Source organism: Klebsiella sp. CD33, from assembly GCF_051992865.1.
Lineage (GTDB): Bacteria > Pseudomonadota > Gammaproteobacteria > Enterobacterales > Enterobacteriaceae > Klebsiella > Klebsiella pneumoniae.
This window is the reverse complement of record NZ_CP197023.1, coordinates 896988-911494: the sequence shown is the minus strand read 5'-3', so window position 1 is coordinate 911494 and position 14507 is coordinate 896988. Positions and strand designations below refer to the sequence as shown.

Annotated in this window: 13 protein-coding genes; 6 read left to right on the top strand and 7 right to left on the bottom strand. The window is 58.9% G+C overall.

Going from position 1 to position 14507, the window contains the following annotated elements:
- Positions 1-167: 167 nt before the first annotated feature.
- On the bottom strand, positions 168-2414 hold the full coding sequence (gene ptsP / locus ACR809_RS04570; protein ID WP_002915935.1) for a phosphoenolpyruvate--protein phosphotransferase: 2247 nt from the start codon (positions 2412-2414) through the stop codon (positions 168-170).
- Between the two features lie 12 nt (positions 2415-2426).
- The gene (gene rppH / locus ACR809_RS04565; RefSeq protein ID WP_002915936.1) at positions 2427-2957 is read right to left on the bottom strand and encodes an RNA pyrophosphohydrolase; all 531 of its coding nucleotides are present in this window, start codon (positions 2955-2957) and stop codon (positions 2427-2429) included.
- Positions 2958-3410: 453 nt separating this feature from the next.
- Between rppH and ACR809_RS04560 the strand changes: the two genes are divergently transcribed.
- The 5 genes from ACR809_RS04560 (at position 3411) to ACR809_RS04540 (ending at position 6715) form a co-directional block, all read left to right on the top strand.
- A complete protein-coding gene (locus ACR809_RS04560) occupies positions 3411-3554 on the top strand; it encodes a hypothetical protein (RefSeq protein ID WP_004218186.1) in 144 nt (47 codons plus the stop codon).
- An 85-nt stretch (positions 3555-3639) separates the two neighbouring features.
- Positions 3640-4335, top strand: coding sequence for a DNA mismatch repair endonuclease MutH (mutH, locus tag ACR809_RS04555; protein WP_004143967.1), 696 nt, complete (start codon positions 3640-3642; stop codon positions 4333-4335).
- Positions 4336-4398: 63 nt separating this feature from the next.
- Complete coding sequence (locus ACR809_RS04550; protein WP_002915973.1) at positions 4399-5112, top strand: TerC family protein; 714 nt, start codon at positions 4399-4401, stop codon at positions 5110-5112.
- Positions 5113-5235: 123 nt separating this feature from the next.
- Positions 5236-5454: a YgdI/YgdR family lipoprotein gene (locus ACR809_RS04545; RefSeq protein WP_002915974.1), complete on the top strand. Its 219-nt coding sequence runs from the start codon at positions 5236-5238 to the stop codon at positions 5452-5454.
- A 220-nt stretch (positions 5455-5674) separates the two neighbouring features.
- The gene (locus ACR809_RS04540) at positions 5675-6715 is read left to right on the top strand and encodes an NADP(H)-dependent aldo-keto reductase (protein ID WP_002915975.1); all 1041 of its coding nucleotides are present in this window, start codon (positions 5675-5677) and stop codon (positions 6713-6715) included.
- A gap of 102 nt (positions 6716-6817) precedes the next feature.
- On the opposite strand, the gene lplT is transcribed toward ACR809_RS04540, so the two are convergent.
- Positions 6818-8011: a lysophospholipid transporter LplT gene (gene lplT / locus ACR809_RS04535; RefSeq protein ID WP_002915976.1), complete on the bottom strand. Its 1194-nt coding sequence runs from the start codon at positions 8009-8011 to the stop codon at positions 6818-6820.
- Positions 8004-10163 (bottom strand): bifunctional acyl-ACP--phospholipid O-acyltransferase/long-chain-fatty-acid--ACP ligase, encoded by a 2160-nt coding sequence (gene aas / locus ACR809_RS04530; RefSeq protein ID WP_002915977.1) that lies wholly within the window; start codon positions 10161-10163, stop codon positions 8004-8006. The genes lplT and aas overlap by 8 nt, the downstream gene beginning before the upstream one ends.
- 621 nt (positions 10164-10784) lie before the next feature.
- On the opposite strand from aas, the gene galR reads away from it, so the two are divergent.
- Positions 10785-11801 (top strand): HTH-type transcriptional regulator GalR, encoded by a 1017-nt coding sequence (gene galR, locus ACR809_RS04525; protein WP_002915981.1) that lies wholly within the window; start codon positions 10785-10787, stop codon positions 11799-11801.
- Here the strand turns inward: galR and ACR809_RS04520 are convergent.
- From ACR809_RS04520 to ACR809_RS04510, 3 genes are all read right to left on the bottom strand, one after another.
- Positions 11762-12241 carry a GNAT family N-acetyltransferase gene (locus tag ACR809_RS04520; RefSeq protein ID WP_004174522.1) on the bottom strand — a complete coding sequence of 160 codons (480 nt, stop codon included), beginning with the start codon at positions 12239-12241 and terminating at the stop codon, positions 11762-11764. The two genes, galR and ACR809_RS04520, sit on opposite strands and share 40 nt — an antisense overlap.
- Positions 12238-13011: a GntR family transcriptional regulator gene (locus ACR809_RS04515; RefSeq protein WP_002915985.1), complete on the bottom strand. Its 774-nt coding sequence runs from the start codon at positions 13009-13011 to the stop codon at positions 12238-12240. Before ACR809_RS04515 ends, ACR809_RS04520 begins: the two co-directional genes overlap by 4 nt.
- A 67-nt stretch (positions 13012-13078) precedes the next feature.
- The gene (locus ACR809_RS04510; protein ID WP_004174521.1) at positions 13079-14506 is read right to left on the bottom strand and encodes a glycoside hydrolase family 1 protein; all 1428 of its coding nucleotides are present in this window, start codon (positions 14504-14506) and stop codon (positions 13079-13081) included.
- Between the last annotated feature and the right edge of the window lies 1 nt (position 14507).

The following is a 14507-nucleotide window of genomic DNA, read 5'->3' as shown; positions in this document are numbered from 1 at the left end:
AAGGAGGCGAATCATAGCATAAGCCACAAGAGCGATCCGCGCCGAACGTGTAAAAGATATGTATACGGATGCTAACAGAATGCCGTTTTCCCGGCGGTACCCTACTTTGCCGGAGGGTGCGAGCAGAGGATCCCCGGGTTACGGCTTACGCCTCACCCGGGCTGGCGCTACCGCCCGCCGCGGATCAGGCCGCCGAGACCGCGACGCTCCATAAAGGCCGCCACCTGATGGCGCACCTCGGCGGTCATCTGCGCATCGAGGCTGCGACGCGACAGCTCCTGCGCCTCTTCGATATCAATGCGGCGCAGCAGATACTTCACCCTCGCCACCGAGCGGCCGTTCATCGACAGATGGCGGTAACCGAGGCCGATAAGGATCGTCACGCACATCGGGTCGCCCGCCATCTCGCCGCACAGGCGCAGATCGATGCCAAAGCGCTCCGCGTCATGGGCGATCATCGCCAGCGCACGCAATACCGCAGGATGCAGGCTGTCATACATGCTGGCGACCCGGGTATTGTTGCGGTCGACGGCCAGCAGGTACTGGGTCAGGTCGTTCGTCCCTACCGAGATAAAATCGATCCGGCTGGCCAGCTGCGGCAGCATAAAGACCATCGACGGGACCTCCAGCATCACCCCCAGGCGCGGACGTGGGATGGCGTAGCCGATCATCTCTTCCACTTCCCGGCTGGCGCGATCGATCAGCCGACGGGCCTCATCCACCTCCTCCAGACTGGTCACCATCGGCAGCAAAATGCTGAGGTTGCCGGTGGCGGCGTTGGCGCGCAGCATCGCCCGCACCTGGATCAAAAAGATCTCCGGCTGATCGAGGGTGATGCGGATCCCGCGCCAGCCGAGGCACGGGTTCTCTTCGCTGATCGGCATATACGGCAGCTGTTTATCCGCGCCGATGTCCAGGGTACGCAGGGTCACCGGTTTGCTGTTAAACATCTGCAGCATGCCCTGATACTGGGCGACCTGCTCCTCTTCTGAGGGGAAGCCGCTCTGCAGCATAAAGGGAATTTCGGTGCGGTAGAGGCCAATGCCGTCAACAAAGCTGCCGAGCTTCTCTTCGTGCTCGGGGCTTAAGCCGGCGTTAAGCATGACTTTCACCCGCTCGCCGCTTTTCAGCTCCGACGCGCGCTGGAGATCGTCCTCCGCCAGGCGGCTGAGTTCGTTCTCTTCGCTGATAAGGCGCTGATACTCCTGCAACAGGACAGGTTCAGGATCCACCAGCAGTTCACCGCGATAGCCATCGACAATCAGCGTATGGCCATGCAGCAGCGAGGGCTGAATATCGGCGCCCATCACCGTTGGGATGCCGAGGGCCCGCACCATAATAGCGGCATGGGAGTTGGCGGCGCCATCGCGCACCACCACGCCGGCCAGGCGATCCTGCGGCACTTCGGCGAGGGTGGTGGCCGACAGCTCGTCGGCCACGAGGATAATGCGCGCCGGCCAGGTGTTGGGCCCCTGAATACTGTCGTCGAGATGGAACAGCAGACGCTGGCCCAGGGTACGCAGATCGCCGGCCCGCTCTTTCAAATAGCCGTCGCTCAGCGCGGCAAACTGTTCGGCGAACTTCTCAATGATCTTTTTGACGGCCCACTCGGCGACGGCGCCTTTGTCAACTTCGGCAAACAGCTCGCGACGCAGGCGGGCGTCAGAGAGCAGGTGCGAGTAGAGATCGAAGATCGCCGCCGTCTCTTTTTGCGCCCCGGCAGCGTAGCGTTTGCTGTAGCGACGAAACTCGTTGGCCGCCTCTTCCAGCGCACCGGTCAGGCGTTCGCGTTCCGAGGCGGTGTCCAGCGTCGAGGCTTCATACACCTGCTCCATCAGCGGCAGGCTGACGTCCATCCAGCCCTCGGCGATCGCCACCCCGGAAGAGGCCGGCAGAGCGCGAATGCGCGTTTGACGATACTGGCCGAACAGGGCGTTCAGCTGGGACTGGGAGAGGATCGCCGCCATCTGGGTGGCGAGGGTGACGAGGAAAGACTCTTCGCTTTCATCAAACTGACGCAGCTCGCGCTGCTGGACCACCAGCACGCCCAGCAGCTGGCGGCGCTGAATGATCGGCACGCCAAGGAAGGCGCGGAAGCGGTCCTCTTTGACGGCGGGGATATATTTGAAGCTGGGGTGTTTTTGCGCATCGGCGAGGTTGATGGGTTCCGCCAGACGGCCAACCAGCCCCACCAGGCCTTCATCGAACGCCAGCGCAACGGTGCGCCCGCGAGGTTTTTTTAACCCGCGGGTGGCCATCAGGTAATAGCAGCGTCGGTCATTGTCAGCCAGGTAAACCGAGCAGACTTCCGTCTCCATCGCCTGGCAGACATCCGTCACCAGAATATCCAGCGCCTCGTTTAAACGCGGCGCGCTCGCGACCTTCTCGACTATTTCTCGCAACCGAGTGAGCATAATGTGCGTGGCTTAACCTCTTTTACGTCGATAAGCAGGCGCGTTTTGCGGCTTAGGTGCGCTCTCCGCCAGCGACATGGTCACGCTGGCGAACTCTTTCATCACCCGGCGGTAGACGTCGCGCTTAAACGACACCACCTGGCGAACCGGGTACCAGTAACTCACCCAGCGCCAACCATCAAATTCAGGTGTACTGCTGGTTTGCATATTGATGTCCGCATCGTTGCCGATCAACTGCAAAAGAAACCACTTTTGTTTCTGGCCGATACAAACCGGCTTTGTGTCCCAACGCACCAAACGTTTAGGCAACTTGTAACGCAGCCAGTTACGGGTTGAGGCCAGGATCCGCACATCTTTACGGCTTAACCCGACCTCTTCAAACAATTCCCGATACATCGCCTGCTCTGCGGATTCTCCTGGATTAATGCCCCCTTGCGGGAACTGCCACGAGTGCTGACCATAGCGCCGGGCCCACATCACCTGGCCCTGACGATTACAGATTACAATACCGACATTTGGGCGGTAGCCATCGTCATCAATCACCGGACTACCTCAAGATAAGCTTCAATGTGAATGATTGTTTCACACTCGCCGGAAACGGTAAACCACTCTGTTCGCACACTGAGAACGGATAACATTTGAATAACTCACAGTAATTGCCAGAGTTATAAACAATGAAAGCGCGTGACAGCCGATTTTATTCACTTTTTCTGTGGATAGAGTTGTGAAGAAGTACGGAATTAACCCGGGAAAACCCAGAGTAATCCGAACATCGCATCGCTAGCATCTGAAAATAATAGTATCATATTCATAAAGTTAGAATATATTCCTTTCACACATTACAGCATAACGTGACGATCATCACACATGCGATCCGCCGACTGATGAAAGATCGAGCAATGTCGATTTTATCCACAGATTACGCGCAGGCCACCGGCAGATTTTCTCTAAAAATTCGATTTTCGTCGCACGTCAAGGCTGTAAATCGAACCAGTAGTGAGTCTTTTCCCCAGTTATCCCACTTTTCTGTGGATAACATGGTGTAAGATCCTGTTTATTGTCAGTGACCAGTTCTGGAAAACCCGTTTACACCGTTTTCATAAGCCGCATGATGAGTTTAAAAAGCCATATAAATCATGAGATTGGTATAGTTACTCAGAAAACGGTAAACTCTATCCACAACGCGCAAAATTAGCGCTCACTTTTTAACCAAAGGTATTGCCCTATGCCCGCTATCGCTCCGCTCGCCTCACCGCCGCAAAGTCAGGAACAGCTGCTGGCCCAGGCCCGCCAGCTGGCCGGCTATTCGCTGGGCGAGCTGGCGGCGCTGGCGGGGATCCCCATTCCGCGCGATCTGAAGCGCGATAAAGGCTGGACGGGCATTCTGCTGGAGCTGTGGCTGGGCGCCAGCGCAGGCAGTAAACCCGAGCAGGATTTCGCCGCGCTGGGGGTCGAGCTCAAAACGATCCCCATCGACAGCCGGGGACGCCCGCTGGAGACCACCTTCGTCTGCGTCGCCCCGTTAACCGGCAATAGCGGCGTCACCTGGGAGAGCAGCCATGTACGGCATAAGCTGCAGCGCGTCCTGTGGATCCCGGTGGAGGGTGAACGCACCATCCCGCTGGCGGCGCGGCGCGTCGGCGCACCGCTGCTGTGGAGCCCGGACGAAGACGAGGAGCGCCAGCTGCGCATGGACTGGGAAGAGCTGATGGATCTCATTGTTCTCGGTGAGGTCGAGCGCATTACCGCCCGCCACGGCGAGGTGCTGCAGTTAAGACCGAAAGCCGCCAACAGCAAGGCGCTGACCGAAGCCATCGGCGCCCGCGGGGAGACAATCCTCACGCTGCCGCGCGGTTTCTATCTGAAAAAGAATTTTACCGCCGCTCTGCTTGCCCGCCATTTCTTGTTACAACACGATTAATTTTTTGTTCTGCGTTGGGGGTTGCATATAATTGCTGCTTTCTATTTTGCAGGACTTTGAACAATGTTATTTGCATGGATAACCGATCCTAACGCCTGGCTGGCGCTGGGCACATTGACGCTGCTGGAGATCGTGCTCGGGATCGACAATATTATTTTCCTCTCTCTGGTCGTGGCTAAGCTCCCCACCGCCCAGCGCGCCCATGCGCGCCGGATCGGTTTGATGGGCGCGATGGTCATGCGTCTGGCGCTGCTGGCCTCAATCGCCTGGGTCGTTAAGCTTACCAACCCGCTCTTTACCGTTTTCGGTCAGGAGATCTCGTTTCGCGATCTGATCTTGCTGCTCGGTGGGCTATTCCTTATCTGGAAAGCCAGTAAAGAGATCCATGAATCTATCGAAGGTGAAGAGGAGGGGCTGAAGACCAACGTCCACTCCTTCCTCGGCGCTATCGTGCAGATCATGCTGCTGGATATCATCTTTAGCCTCGATTCAGTGATCACCGCCGTCGGCCTGTCGGATCATCTGTTCATCATGATGGCGGCAGTGGTGATCGCGGTGGGGGTGATGATGTTCGCCGCGCGACCCATCGGCGATTTTGTTGACCGTCATCCTTCGGTGAAAATGCTGGCGCTGTCGTTTCTGATCCTCGTCGGCTTTACCCTGATGCTGGAAAGCTTCGACGTCCATGTGCCGAAGGGATACATCTATTTCGCCATGTTCTTCTCTATCGCGGTGGAGAGCCTTAACCTGCTGCGTAATAAGAAAAACCCGCTGTAAACCACAAAATTGCAGCCTGGTCACAGGCTGCAACCCTTTTTCAGACTTTACTGCTTTTTATGTCTCACAAATCAGGCTATTAATAGACGGGTATGGGGTGCAGCTACTGAAGAGGTGTTGACGATGAAGAAATGGGCAGTATTGATTTCCGCCGTAGGACTGGCGTTCTCGGTTTCCGGTTGCAGCAGCGATTACGTCATGGCGACCAAAGATGGGCGAATGATCCTGACCGACGGTAAACCTACCGTGGATGACGATACCGGTTTAATCAGTTACGAAGATCAGCAGGGTAATAAAATGCAGATCAATCGTGACGACGTTTCGCAAATCATTAAGCGTTAATCTTTCCCTGTCGGCCCCAGCTTCTGTTGACGCTGCGCTTACCGACCACCAGTCTTTTGAGAAGAGTCGGGATATACCAGGACGCCGCGGGTTTCACTCACCGCCCCTCCTCGTCACCCGGCTTTTTTGATTTTTTACTTCCTCTTTTTCTCACCCTCTGCCATGTTGATACTCCTTTGTCGGGGAATGCCTGACCTTATAAATAAAAAGGAAGCTGGCTATGCAGTATCACCGTATCCCACACAGTTCTCTTGAAATCAGCACCCTCGGGCTGGGAACCATGACTTTTGGTGAACAGAATAGCGAGGCCGATGCCCACCAGCAGCTCGATTACGCGGTTGCCAACGGCATCAACCTGATCGATGTCGCTGAAATGTACCCGGTCCCGCCGCGCCCGGAAACCCAGGGGCTGACTGAAACCTACGTCGGCAACTGGCTGGCGAAACGCGGCAATCGCGAAAAGCTGGTGCTCGCCTCGAAAGTCAGCGGGCCCGCGCGCAATAACGACAGCAGCATTCGGCCCAATCACGTCCTGGACCGCAAAAATATCCGCGAGGCGCTGCACGCCAGCCTGAAGCGGCTGCAGACCGATTATCTCGATTTATATCAGGTTCACTGGCCGCAGCGGCCAACCAACTGCTTTGGCAAGCTGGGCTATACCTGGGCCGACGCCGCGCCCGCCGTGACGCTGCTGGATACCCTCGAAGCGCTGACCGAGTTCCAGCGCGCCGGGAAGATCCGCTACATCGGCGTGTCGAACGAAACCGCCTTCGGCGTGATGCGTTATCTGCACCTGGCGGATAAGCACGACCTCCCGCGGATCGTGACTATTCAGAATCCTTACAGCCTGCTGAACCGCAGCTTTGAAGTCGGCCTCGCGGAAGTGAGTCAGTTCGAAGGCGTGGAGCTGCTGGCCTACTCTTGCCTGGCTTTCGGCACACTGACCGGCAAGTATCTCAACGGTGCGAAGCCGGCGGGGGCGCGCAATACGCTGTTCAGCCGCTTTACGCGCTACAGCAGCGAGCAGTCGCAGAAAGCGGTAGCGGCCTATGTGGATATCGCCAAACGCCACGGCCTCGATCCGGCGCAAATGGCGCTGGCCTTTGTGCGTCGGCAGCCGTTTGTCGCCAGCACCCTGCTGGGGGCGACGACCATGACGCAGCTGCAGGCCAACGTGGAAAGTTTGCAGCTTGAGCTGAGCGAAGAGGTATTAGCGGAGATTGAGGCGGTGCATCAGGTTTATACCTACCCGGCGCCGTAAGAAAGCAAAGCCCCGGGTAAGGCGTATACGCCTTACCCGGGCTACTGAAGAGCAGATATTGGCGACCCCCTCGCCCAGTCAAGCGCAGCGCAAGCCGGGAGGTTATTTACGCCGCCCCCAGACCCACAGCGCGGCGATGGCCACGGCGAATACCGCGCCAAAGCCTATCCCCACGGCGACCGGTGGAACACCCACGCTCACCGCCAGGGAATAGAGCCCCAGCATCAGCAGCATCGCCACGTTCTCACCGAGGTTCTGTACCGCAATGGCGTTACCTGCCCCGACCGAATGTTTCCCACGCTCCTGCAGCAGCGCGTTCAGCGGTACGATAAAGAACCCGCCGAACACCCCGAGCAGCAGCAGCAGACCGAACGCCGGCAGCAGCGACTGCTGCACCGCAAAGGCTATCACCGCGATACCGATCAAAATCCCGGCCGGCATACAGCGCGACACCGTCTCCAGGGTCACCAGCTTCGCCGCCGCCCCGGCACCCAGCACAATCCCCACCGCCACCATCGCATTAAGATAGGTGGGCATGGCGTTGCTGGTAATGCCCAGCGCCACCGGCACCCAGATCACCAGCAGGAAACGCAGGGTCACGCCAGCGCCCCAGAACAGGCTGGTGCCCATCAGCGAAAAGCGGGTTTCGCCGTTGCGCCACAGCGTCCGGCAGGCGCTGAAGAAGCTGTGCGTCATTGGCTTAAAACGCCACGACTGCCCCGGACGCGCTGCCGGCAGCCTGGGTATCCACAGGTTAGCCACTACCGCCCCGCCGTAGACCAGCGCGCAGACGATCAGCGCCGCCAGCACGTGCCAGTCGGCGAGGATCCCGCCGGCCATGGAGCCCAGCAGGATCGCCGCGATGGTCGAGGACTCCATCAGTCCGTTAGCCTTCACTAACTTATCGCCGGTGGTGAGTTCGCCGAGAATGCCATACTTGGCCGGCGAATAGGCGGCGGCGCCAATCCCCACCAGCGTATAGCCGATAAACGGATTGACGCCGAAGCAGATGCAGCCGGCGCCGAGCAGTTTCAGGCCGTTGGCCACCATCATCACCCGGCCTTTGGCAAAGCTATCGGCGAACTGGCCGACAAAGGGGGCAAAGAGGATGTAAGCGCCCACAAACAACATCTGCAGGACCGGCTGGCTCCACTCCGGATAATAGAGCTGCTTCATCAGCGCCAGGGTGGCGAAGAGAAGCGCATTGTCGCCGAAGGCCGACAGGAACTGGGCGCAGATCACCGCCAGCATCCCTTTCGAGTACAGCGAAGGGTTAGTATGTACTGACTCACTCATGGGTTGTTTCCGCCTCGTCGACCATATTTTTCAGGGTGACATAGTCTGGCTTGCCGCTGCCGAGCACCGGTAGCTGTTTCAGCCAGCGTATATCTCGCGGCACCGCCAGCTCCGGTACGCCGTGCTGGCGGGCGTAGCGCAGCAGGGCTTCACGAGTCAGTTCATTATCGGTGGTAAACAGCACCAACGCCTCGCCTTTGCTGGCGTCCTGTTTAATCGCCGTGGCGTGCATTTTGTCCGGCGACGCGCCGAGGGCCACCTGCTCCACCATCTCGAGGGAGATCATCTCGCCGGCGATTTTGGCGAAGCGCTTCGCGCGGCCCTGAATGCGGACATAGCCCTGCTCATCGAAGGTAACGATATCCCCGGTGTCATACCAGCCCGCTTCCATCTCGCCGTGCTGGTTTTCCGCCGCAGGCGCTTCCAGCACGCCGGGGTTTTCCACCCGCAGGTAGCCTTTCATGATGTTCGGCCCTTTCAGCTGCAGCCGCCCCCCTTGATCAATGCCTGGCATCGCCAGCAGGCGGGCGTCCATCCCCGGCAGGATGCGGCCCACGGTGCCGACCTTCGCCGCCATCGGCACGTTAATCGAGACCACAGGCGCGCACTCGGTCACGCCATAGCCTTCGAGAATGCGCAGGCCGAATTTATCCTGCCACAGCTGTTTGGTGCTCTCCTGCAGCTTCTCCGCCCCGGCGACCACGTAGCGCAGGCGGTAGAAATCGTACGGATTGGCGAAACGGGCATAGTTGGCGAGGAAGGTCGAAGTGCCGAACAGCACCGTACAGTTGCGATCGTAGACCAGCTCCGGCACCACGCGATAGTGCAGCGGGCTGGGATAGAGAAACACTTCCGCCCCGGTAAGCAGCGGCGTCAGCAAGCCGACGGTGAGGCCAAAAGAGTGGAACAGCGGCAGCGCCGACATAAAGCGGTCATTGGCGGTAAAGTCGGCGATAGTTTTGATCTGCTCGACGTTGGACAGCAGACTCTTATGGCTGTGCACCACCCCTTTCGGATTGCCCTCGGAACCGGAGGTGAAGAGGATCATCGCCGCGTCTTCCGGCTGCTGCTTAACCTGCGCCAGACGCGGCGCCAGCAGATGAGCAAAAATCCACAGTTTGTCAGCGAGGGTGATATCGCCTTTAAGATCTTCCAGGAATACCCAGCGCACCTGGGTCAGTTGCTCCGGCAGGTGCCAGAGTTTGCCTTTATCGAGGAAGGTGCGCGAGGTGAAAATGGTGTTGAGCTCCGCGGCGGCTATCGCGCTGCTGAGCCCTTTCACCCCGGCGGTATAGTTCATCATCGCCGGAATACGCCCGCGGGCGATAGCGCCGAAAATCACCGCCGCGCTGATGCCGGCGTTAGGCAGCATCAGGCCGATCTTCTCGCCCGGCTGGCTGTATTTTTCCAGAATGCGGGCGACAAACAGGGTTTTGGTCAGCAGCTTGCGATAGGTATCCGGCTGGAAGTTGATATCCTCCACGCAGGGTTTGCGCGCGCCGAAGCGGTCCTGCGCCGCCAGCAGCGACTCATACAGGGTTTCCCGCGGGCGCACCGCCATCCGGGCTTCCATCATGATCTGGTGCAGCATCTCCCCGGCGATCTTCCGCCGGTCGCGGGCGCGCGGCGCCTCGGGCATCGGCAGATGGGTGGGCGGCAGGAGATGCAGCTGAATACGCGGGAACAGGCGACGTTTCACCAGCCCCTTCAGCCGGCTGAAGGGTGTCAGTTCGGCGCCTTCAATACGCAGCGGCACAATGGTCGCCTGCGATTTGGCGGCGACAAAGGCGGCGCCGTCATAAATTTTCATCAGCGAGCCGCTGACCGAAATTCGCCCTTCCGGGAAAATAACCACCGGCCGCCCCTGCTCAATCAGGCGCACCAGATGTTTGATCGACATCGGCTTGGTCGGGTCCAGCGGCACAAAATCGATAATCGGCGTCAGCGCGCGCATAAACCAGCGCTGGCTGATTGAGGTATAGACCGCAAAAACCGGTCGGACCGGCAAAAACAGCGCCAGCAGAATGCCGTCGAGGAAAGAGACGTGGTTCGGGGTGATTAAGACCTTTTGCTGGTATAAAGCCTGCGTGTCGCCGGTCAGTCTGACCCGGTATAACCCCTTGAACAGCAGTCTGAAAAATCCCAAAAGCATAACAACTCCATGTGACCGGTTGATGAGTCAAAGCAGGTTACACGAGAAGGCATGGGAAAGCAGTGCAGCGGGGGGATTTTCGGAATAAAAAAAACCTGCGCATCCGCGCAGGTCGGTGTAAGACGTTCAGTACGAAGAGCGTACCTGAGAAACTCACCTATCAATACCTCTGGGATCTCGATTGTCACGTTTTTTGGCCGTAACGGGCCAGCGGGAAAACGCAAGGGAGTGAGCCTAAGTGCAACGAGTTATTACGATTTTCGCTATCTGTAACAACGCCGATAGCGGGCAAAAAAAAACCTGCGCATCTGCGCAGGCTGGTGTAAGTAAAGTGGTCAACGTGACGTTGACTCCACCTATCAATACCTCTGGGATAGCCAGAATATCAACCGGATCCGCGAACAAACCAGCGAACATTCGCAACAGCGCATCGCAAAGTGTAAGCAAAGGTTTGTATTTTCCTGCGCCGGTTTCAATTACCGATCGCGTCAATGTAAACAGGTCACCGATAAGCCCGCGCTGAATCACATTTGCGCCATTCCTTCGCCGCCGCGCCTTGAATCTGCCGCTCTTTCCCGTAACATAGCAGTATGTAAACGCTTACCCTAGAAAAGGCATGGTATGGCGACTATTAAGGATGTAGCCCGACTCGCAGGAGTCTCCGTCGCTACCGTCTCCCGCGTCATCAACAACTCTCCCAAAGCCAGCGAAGCTTCGCGTCAGTCCGTGGGCGCGGCGATGGAAACCCTGAACTATCACCCCAACGCGAACGCCCGGGCGCTAGCCCAGCAGTCAACGGAAACCGTCGGTCTGGTGGTGGGCGATGTCTCCGACCCCTTCTTCGGCGCAATGGTCAAAGCCGTCGAACAGGTGGCCTACCGCACCGGCAACTTTTTGCTGATTGGCAATGGCTACCACAACGTGCAGAAGGAGCGCCAGGCGATAGAGCAGCTGATCCGCCATCGCTGCGCGGCGTTGGTGGTGCACGCCAAAATGATCCCCGATGAGGAACTCGCCGGGCTGATGAAACAGATCCCGGGTATGGTGCTGATCAACCGCATCCTGCCCGGATATGAAACCCGCTGCGTCGCGCTGGACGACCGCTACGGCGCCTGGCTGGCGACCCGCCATTTGATCCAGCAGGGGCACACGCGTATCGGCTATCTGTGCTCAAACCATGATATCTCCGATGCGGAAGATCGGCTGCAGGGGTACTACGCGGCGCTGGAGGAGAGCGGCCTGCCGTGCAACGACCGGCTGGTCACGTTTGCCGAGCCGGATGAAAGCGGCGGCGAACAGGCGATGACCGAACTGCTTGGCCGCGGCCGCCACTTTAGCGCCGTCGCCTGCTATAACGACTCGATGGCCGCCGGCGCGATGGGGGTGCTGAATGACAACGGCATCGACGTTCCACGGGAGATTTCGCTGATTGGCTTCGATGATGTCCTGATTTCGCGCTATGTCCGCCCGCGGTTGACTACCGTCCGCTATCCGATCGTTACGATGGCGACCCAGGCGGCCGAGCTGGCTTTAGCCCTGGCGGAGCAGCGGCCGGCGCCGGAGATCACCCATCTGTTCAGCCCGACGCTGGTCCGTCGTCACTCGGTGGTCGCCCCGCAGGAAGGCGATAAGTCATAGCGATAGAGGTGCACGGCGGTGGCCGGGTAATCCAGTCCCTCGCCGATGTAGCGCCAGCCGAAGCGTTCATAGAAATCCCGGCAGGCGGAGTAGAGATAGAGCTCCCGAAAGCCCGCGCGGCGGGCATAATCGATCACATGCCGCTGCAGTTTTCCGGCCAGCCCCTGACCGCGGGCGGCGGGCGCGACGAACAGCGCCGCCAGCCAGGGAAACAGATCCTGGCGGCTGATCAAATCGCAGCGCCAGAGGCCAATCGTGCCGAGCAACTGCTCGCCTTCCACCGCAATAAAGGTCAACGGCAGCGCCTCCGCCGTCTGGCTATGCTGCACGATGCTGGCGAAGAATTGCCGCGGCAGCGTCTCGCCGCCAAAGGCCTGCCACAACCAGTCGGTCACCTGCGGGGCGAACTGCGGCGCAGCGTACAGCGGCAGGATCGTCATACCAGCTTCCCCTGAAAAATCGGCACTGAGTCGAACAGATAGCCGTCAAAGTCGGGGGCGTCCTCATCGGACAGCTCCAGCAGGCTGTTTTTGACGTTTTCCAGATGCTGCCACATCGCCTGCCAGGCGCCCATTACATCGCGACGCCGCAGCGCGGCGAGCAGGGTCTGCCGGTCGCCGAGCCATTTCAGCCGCCAGGCGCGGCTGGCAATATGCACATTGAACTGCTGCCACAGCGGGCTGCTGTCCATCTGCAGCCAGATCCGCTCTACCGTCGCCAACAGCATCTGGTTCTGCGTCGCCCCGGCGAGCACCAGATGGAACAGACGAGCGTTATCCTGCGCGGTGTCGTTGAGAGCGATTGCCCGCTGCTCCTGTTCAATAATCCGCTTCAGATTGTCGATATCGGCGCGGGTGGCCATTTTCGCGGCAAAGGCGGCGATGTTGCTCTCCAGCAGCTGGCGCGCCTGGAGAATTTCAAACGGGCCGACGTCGCTGCTGAGCAGCTGCTCCTCTTCGCTGTCGTTCTCGTGGGGAATGCGCATGACATACACCCCGGATCCCTGACGAATATCCACCGTCCCCTGCAGCTCCAGCATCAGCAGCGCTTCGCGCACGATGGTCCGGCTGACGCCATAGGTTTCGGCAATATGGCGTTCCGGCGGCAAACGCGACCCGACCGGGTAGCGCCCCTGCGCGATCTGGGCGCGCAGGTCATCACCAATCTCCTGATAGGGCTTCTTTTCCGGCGGAACTATCGCTTTTTCCACAAAATCACCTGTGCGTTACATGCCTGCGAGTCAAATACGCCGCTATCTTAGCAAATATTGCCCCCGGCTAGCGGTATTCATCATCGATATCCAGCACCAGTTCACGCCGTTCGCCCAGTTGACGAAACCAGTGCGCCGAGGCTTTGGGTCGCCGGGCGCGATGGTTTTGCAGATCGATTTCGATAAGCCCGTAGCGGTTTTTAAAGGCGTTCATCGGCGATACGTTGTCGGTAAACGCCCACAGCATATAGCCCTGGCAGTTGGCCCCTGCCTCGCGGGCGCGCAGGGTGTGCCACAGATGTTCGCTGATAAAACGAATGCGGTAGCTGTCATCGATGACGCCTTCGCGGTTACGGAACTGGCCTTCGTTTTCCACCCCCATCCCGCTCTCCGCCACGAACCACGGGATGTTGCGATAGTCATTTTTTATCCGCATCGCCATATCAAAGATGATTTGCGGGTAGATTTCCCAGCCGCGGGAGGCGTTCATCCGCCGGCCGGGCAGCTCAAACGGCTCATAATACCAGGCCGGATGGAACGGGGTGTGCGGATGCCAGGCCCGCGACGGGGCTTTGACCCGGTGCGGGTAGTAAAGATTAATCCCCAGCTCATCGACGGTGTGCTCGCGGATAACCGCCAGATCCTCCTCGCTGGTCTCCCACGTCACCTGATGCTGCTCAAGCAGCGCGAGAAGCTCCGGCGGCCAGACGCCGTGCACCAGCGGGTCGAGGAACATGCGGTTGTAGAACAGATCGTAGATCTCCGCCGCGCGCAGGTCATGGGGGGCGCGTGAGCGTGGGTAGGTCACCTCCGGATTGAGGATGCAGCCGACGGTCCCGGGATAGCCGAGCTCGCGAAACCGCTTCACGACGCTGGCGGTCGCCAGCACCTTATGATAGTTCCACTGCATCCAGGTGCTGGTGTTCTGCTCATAGGGCCAGCGCAGAGCATCCAGATAGACCCGGGTCTGCACCACAATTGGCTCATTAAAGGTAAACCAGCGCGTCACCTTCGGGTGGTAGCGGGCAAACACCTTCTCCGCGTAGCGCACAAACAGCTCAACCACCGTTTTCGACCCCCAGCCGCCATACTTTTCCAGCAGATAGCCGGGCAATTCATAATGCTCAAGGCAGATCATCGGCGTGATGCCGTTAGCCAGCAGCGCATCGAACAGCTGGTCATAATAGGCCGCATACTCCTCATCCACCGTGACGTTTTCATAGTCGGTCAGAAAGCGCGACCAGTTGATTGAGGTGCGGTAGTGGGTCAGCCCGGCCAGCTTCATCAGCTGCACATCTTCCTGAAAGCGGTTGATAAAATCGGTGGCCACCGCCGGGCCATAGCCGTTATGCCAGACGTGGCGATCGTTTTTGTACCAGAGATCGGGCCAGGAGTCCTGCCCTGGTTTTTTCCCGCTCCAGCCTTCGGTCTGCCAGGCGGAAGCCGCCGCGCCAAGGATAAAATCATCGGGAATGGTCATCCGTACGGTAGTCATA

Excerpts from the sequence above, each read along its gene's own strand:
- ptsP (WP_002915935.1), bottom strand. The coding sequence starts at position 2,414 with ATGCTCACTCGGTTGCGAGAAATAGTCGAGAAGGTCGCGAGCGCGCCG.
- mutH (WP_004143967.1), top strand. The coding sequence starts at position 3,640 with ATGCCCGCTATCGCTCCGCTCGCCTCACCGCCGCAAAGTCAGGAACAG.
- ACR809_RS04550 (WP_002915973.1), top strand. The coding sequence starts at position 4,399 with ATGTTATTTGCATGGATAACCGATCCTAACGCCTGGCTGGCGCTGGGC.
- ACR809_RS04545 (WP_002915974.1), top strand. The coding sequence starts at position 5,236 with ATGAAGAAATGGGCAGTATTGATTTCCGCCGTAGGACTGGCGTTCTCG.
- ACR809_RS04540 (WP_002915975.1), top strand. The coding sequence starts at position 5,675 with ATGCAGTATCACCGTATCCCACACAGTTCTCTTGAAATCAGCACCCTC.
- lplT (WP_002915976.1), bottom strand. The coding sequence starts at position 8,011 with ATGAGTGAGTCAGTACATACTAACCCTTCGCTGTACTCGAAAGGGATG.
- aas (WP_002915977.1), bottom strand. The coding sequence starts at position 10,163 with ATGCTTTTGGGATTTTTCAGACTGCTGTTCAAGGGGTTATACCGGGTC.
- galR (WP_002915981.1), top strand. The coding sequence starts at position 10,785 with ATGGCGACTATTAAGGATGTAGCCCGACTCGCAGGAGTCTCCGTCGCT.
- ACR809_RS04520 (WP_004174522.1), bottom strand. The coding sequence starts at position 12,241 with ATGACGATCCTGCCGCTGTACGCTGCGCCGCAGTTCGCCCCGCAGGTG.
- ACR809_RS04510 (WP_004174521.1), bottom strand. The coding sequence starts at position 14,506 with ATGACTACCGTACGGATGACCATTCCCGATGATTTTATCCTTGGCGCG.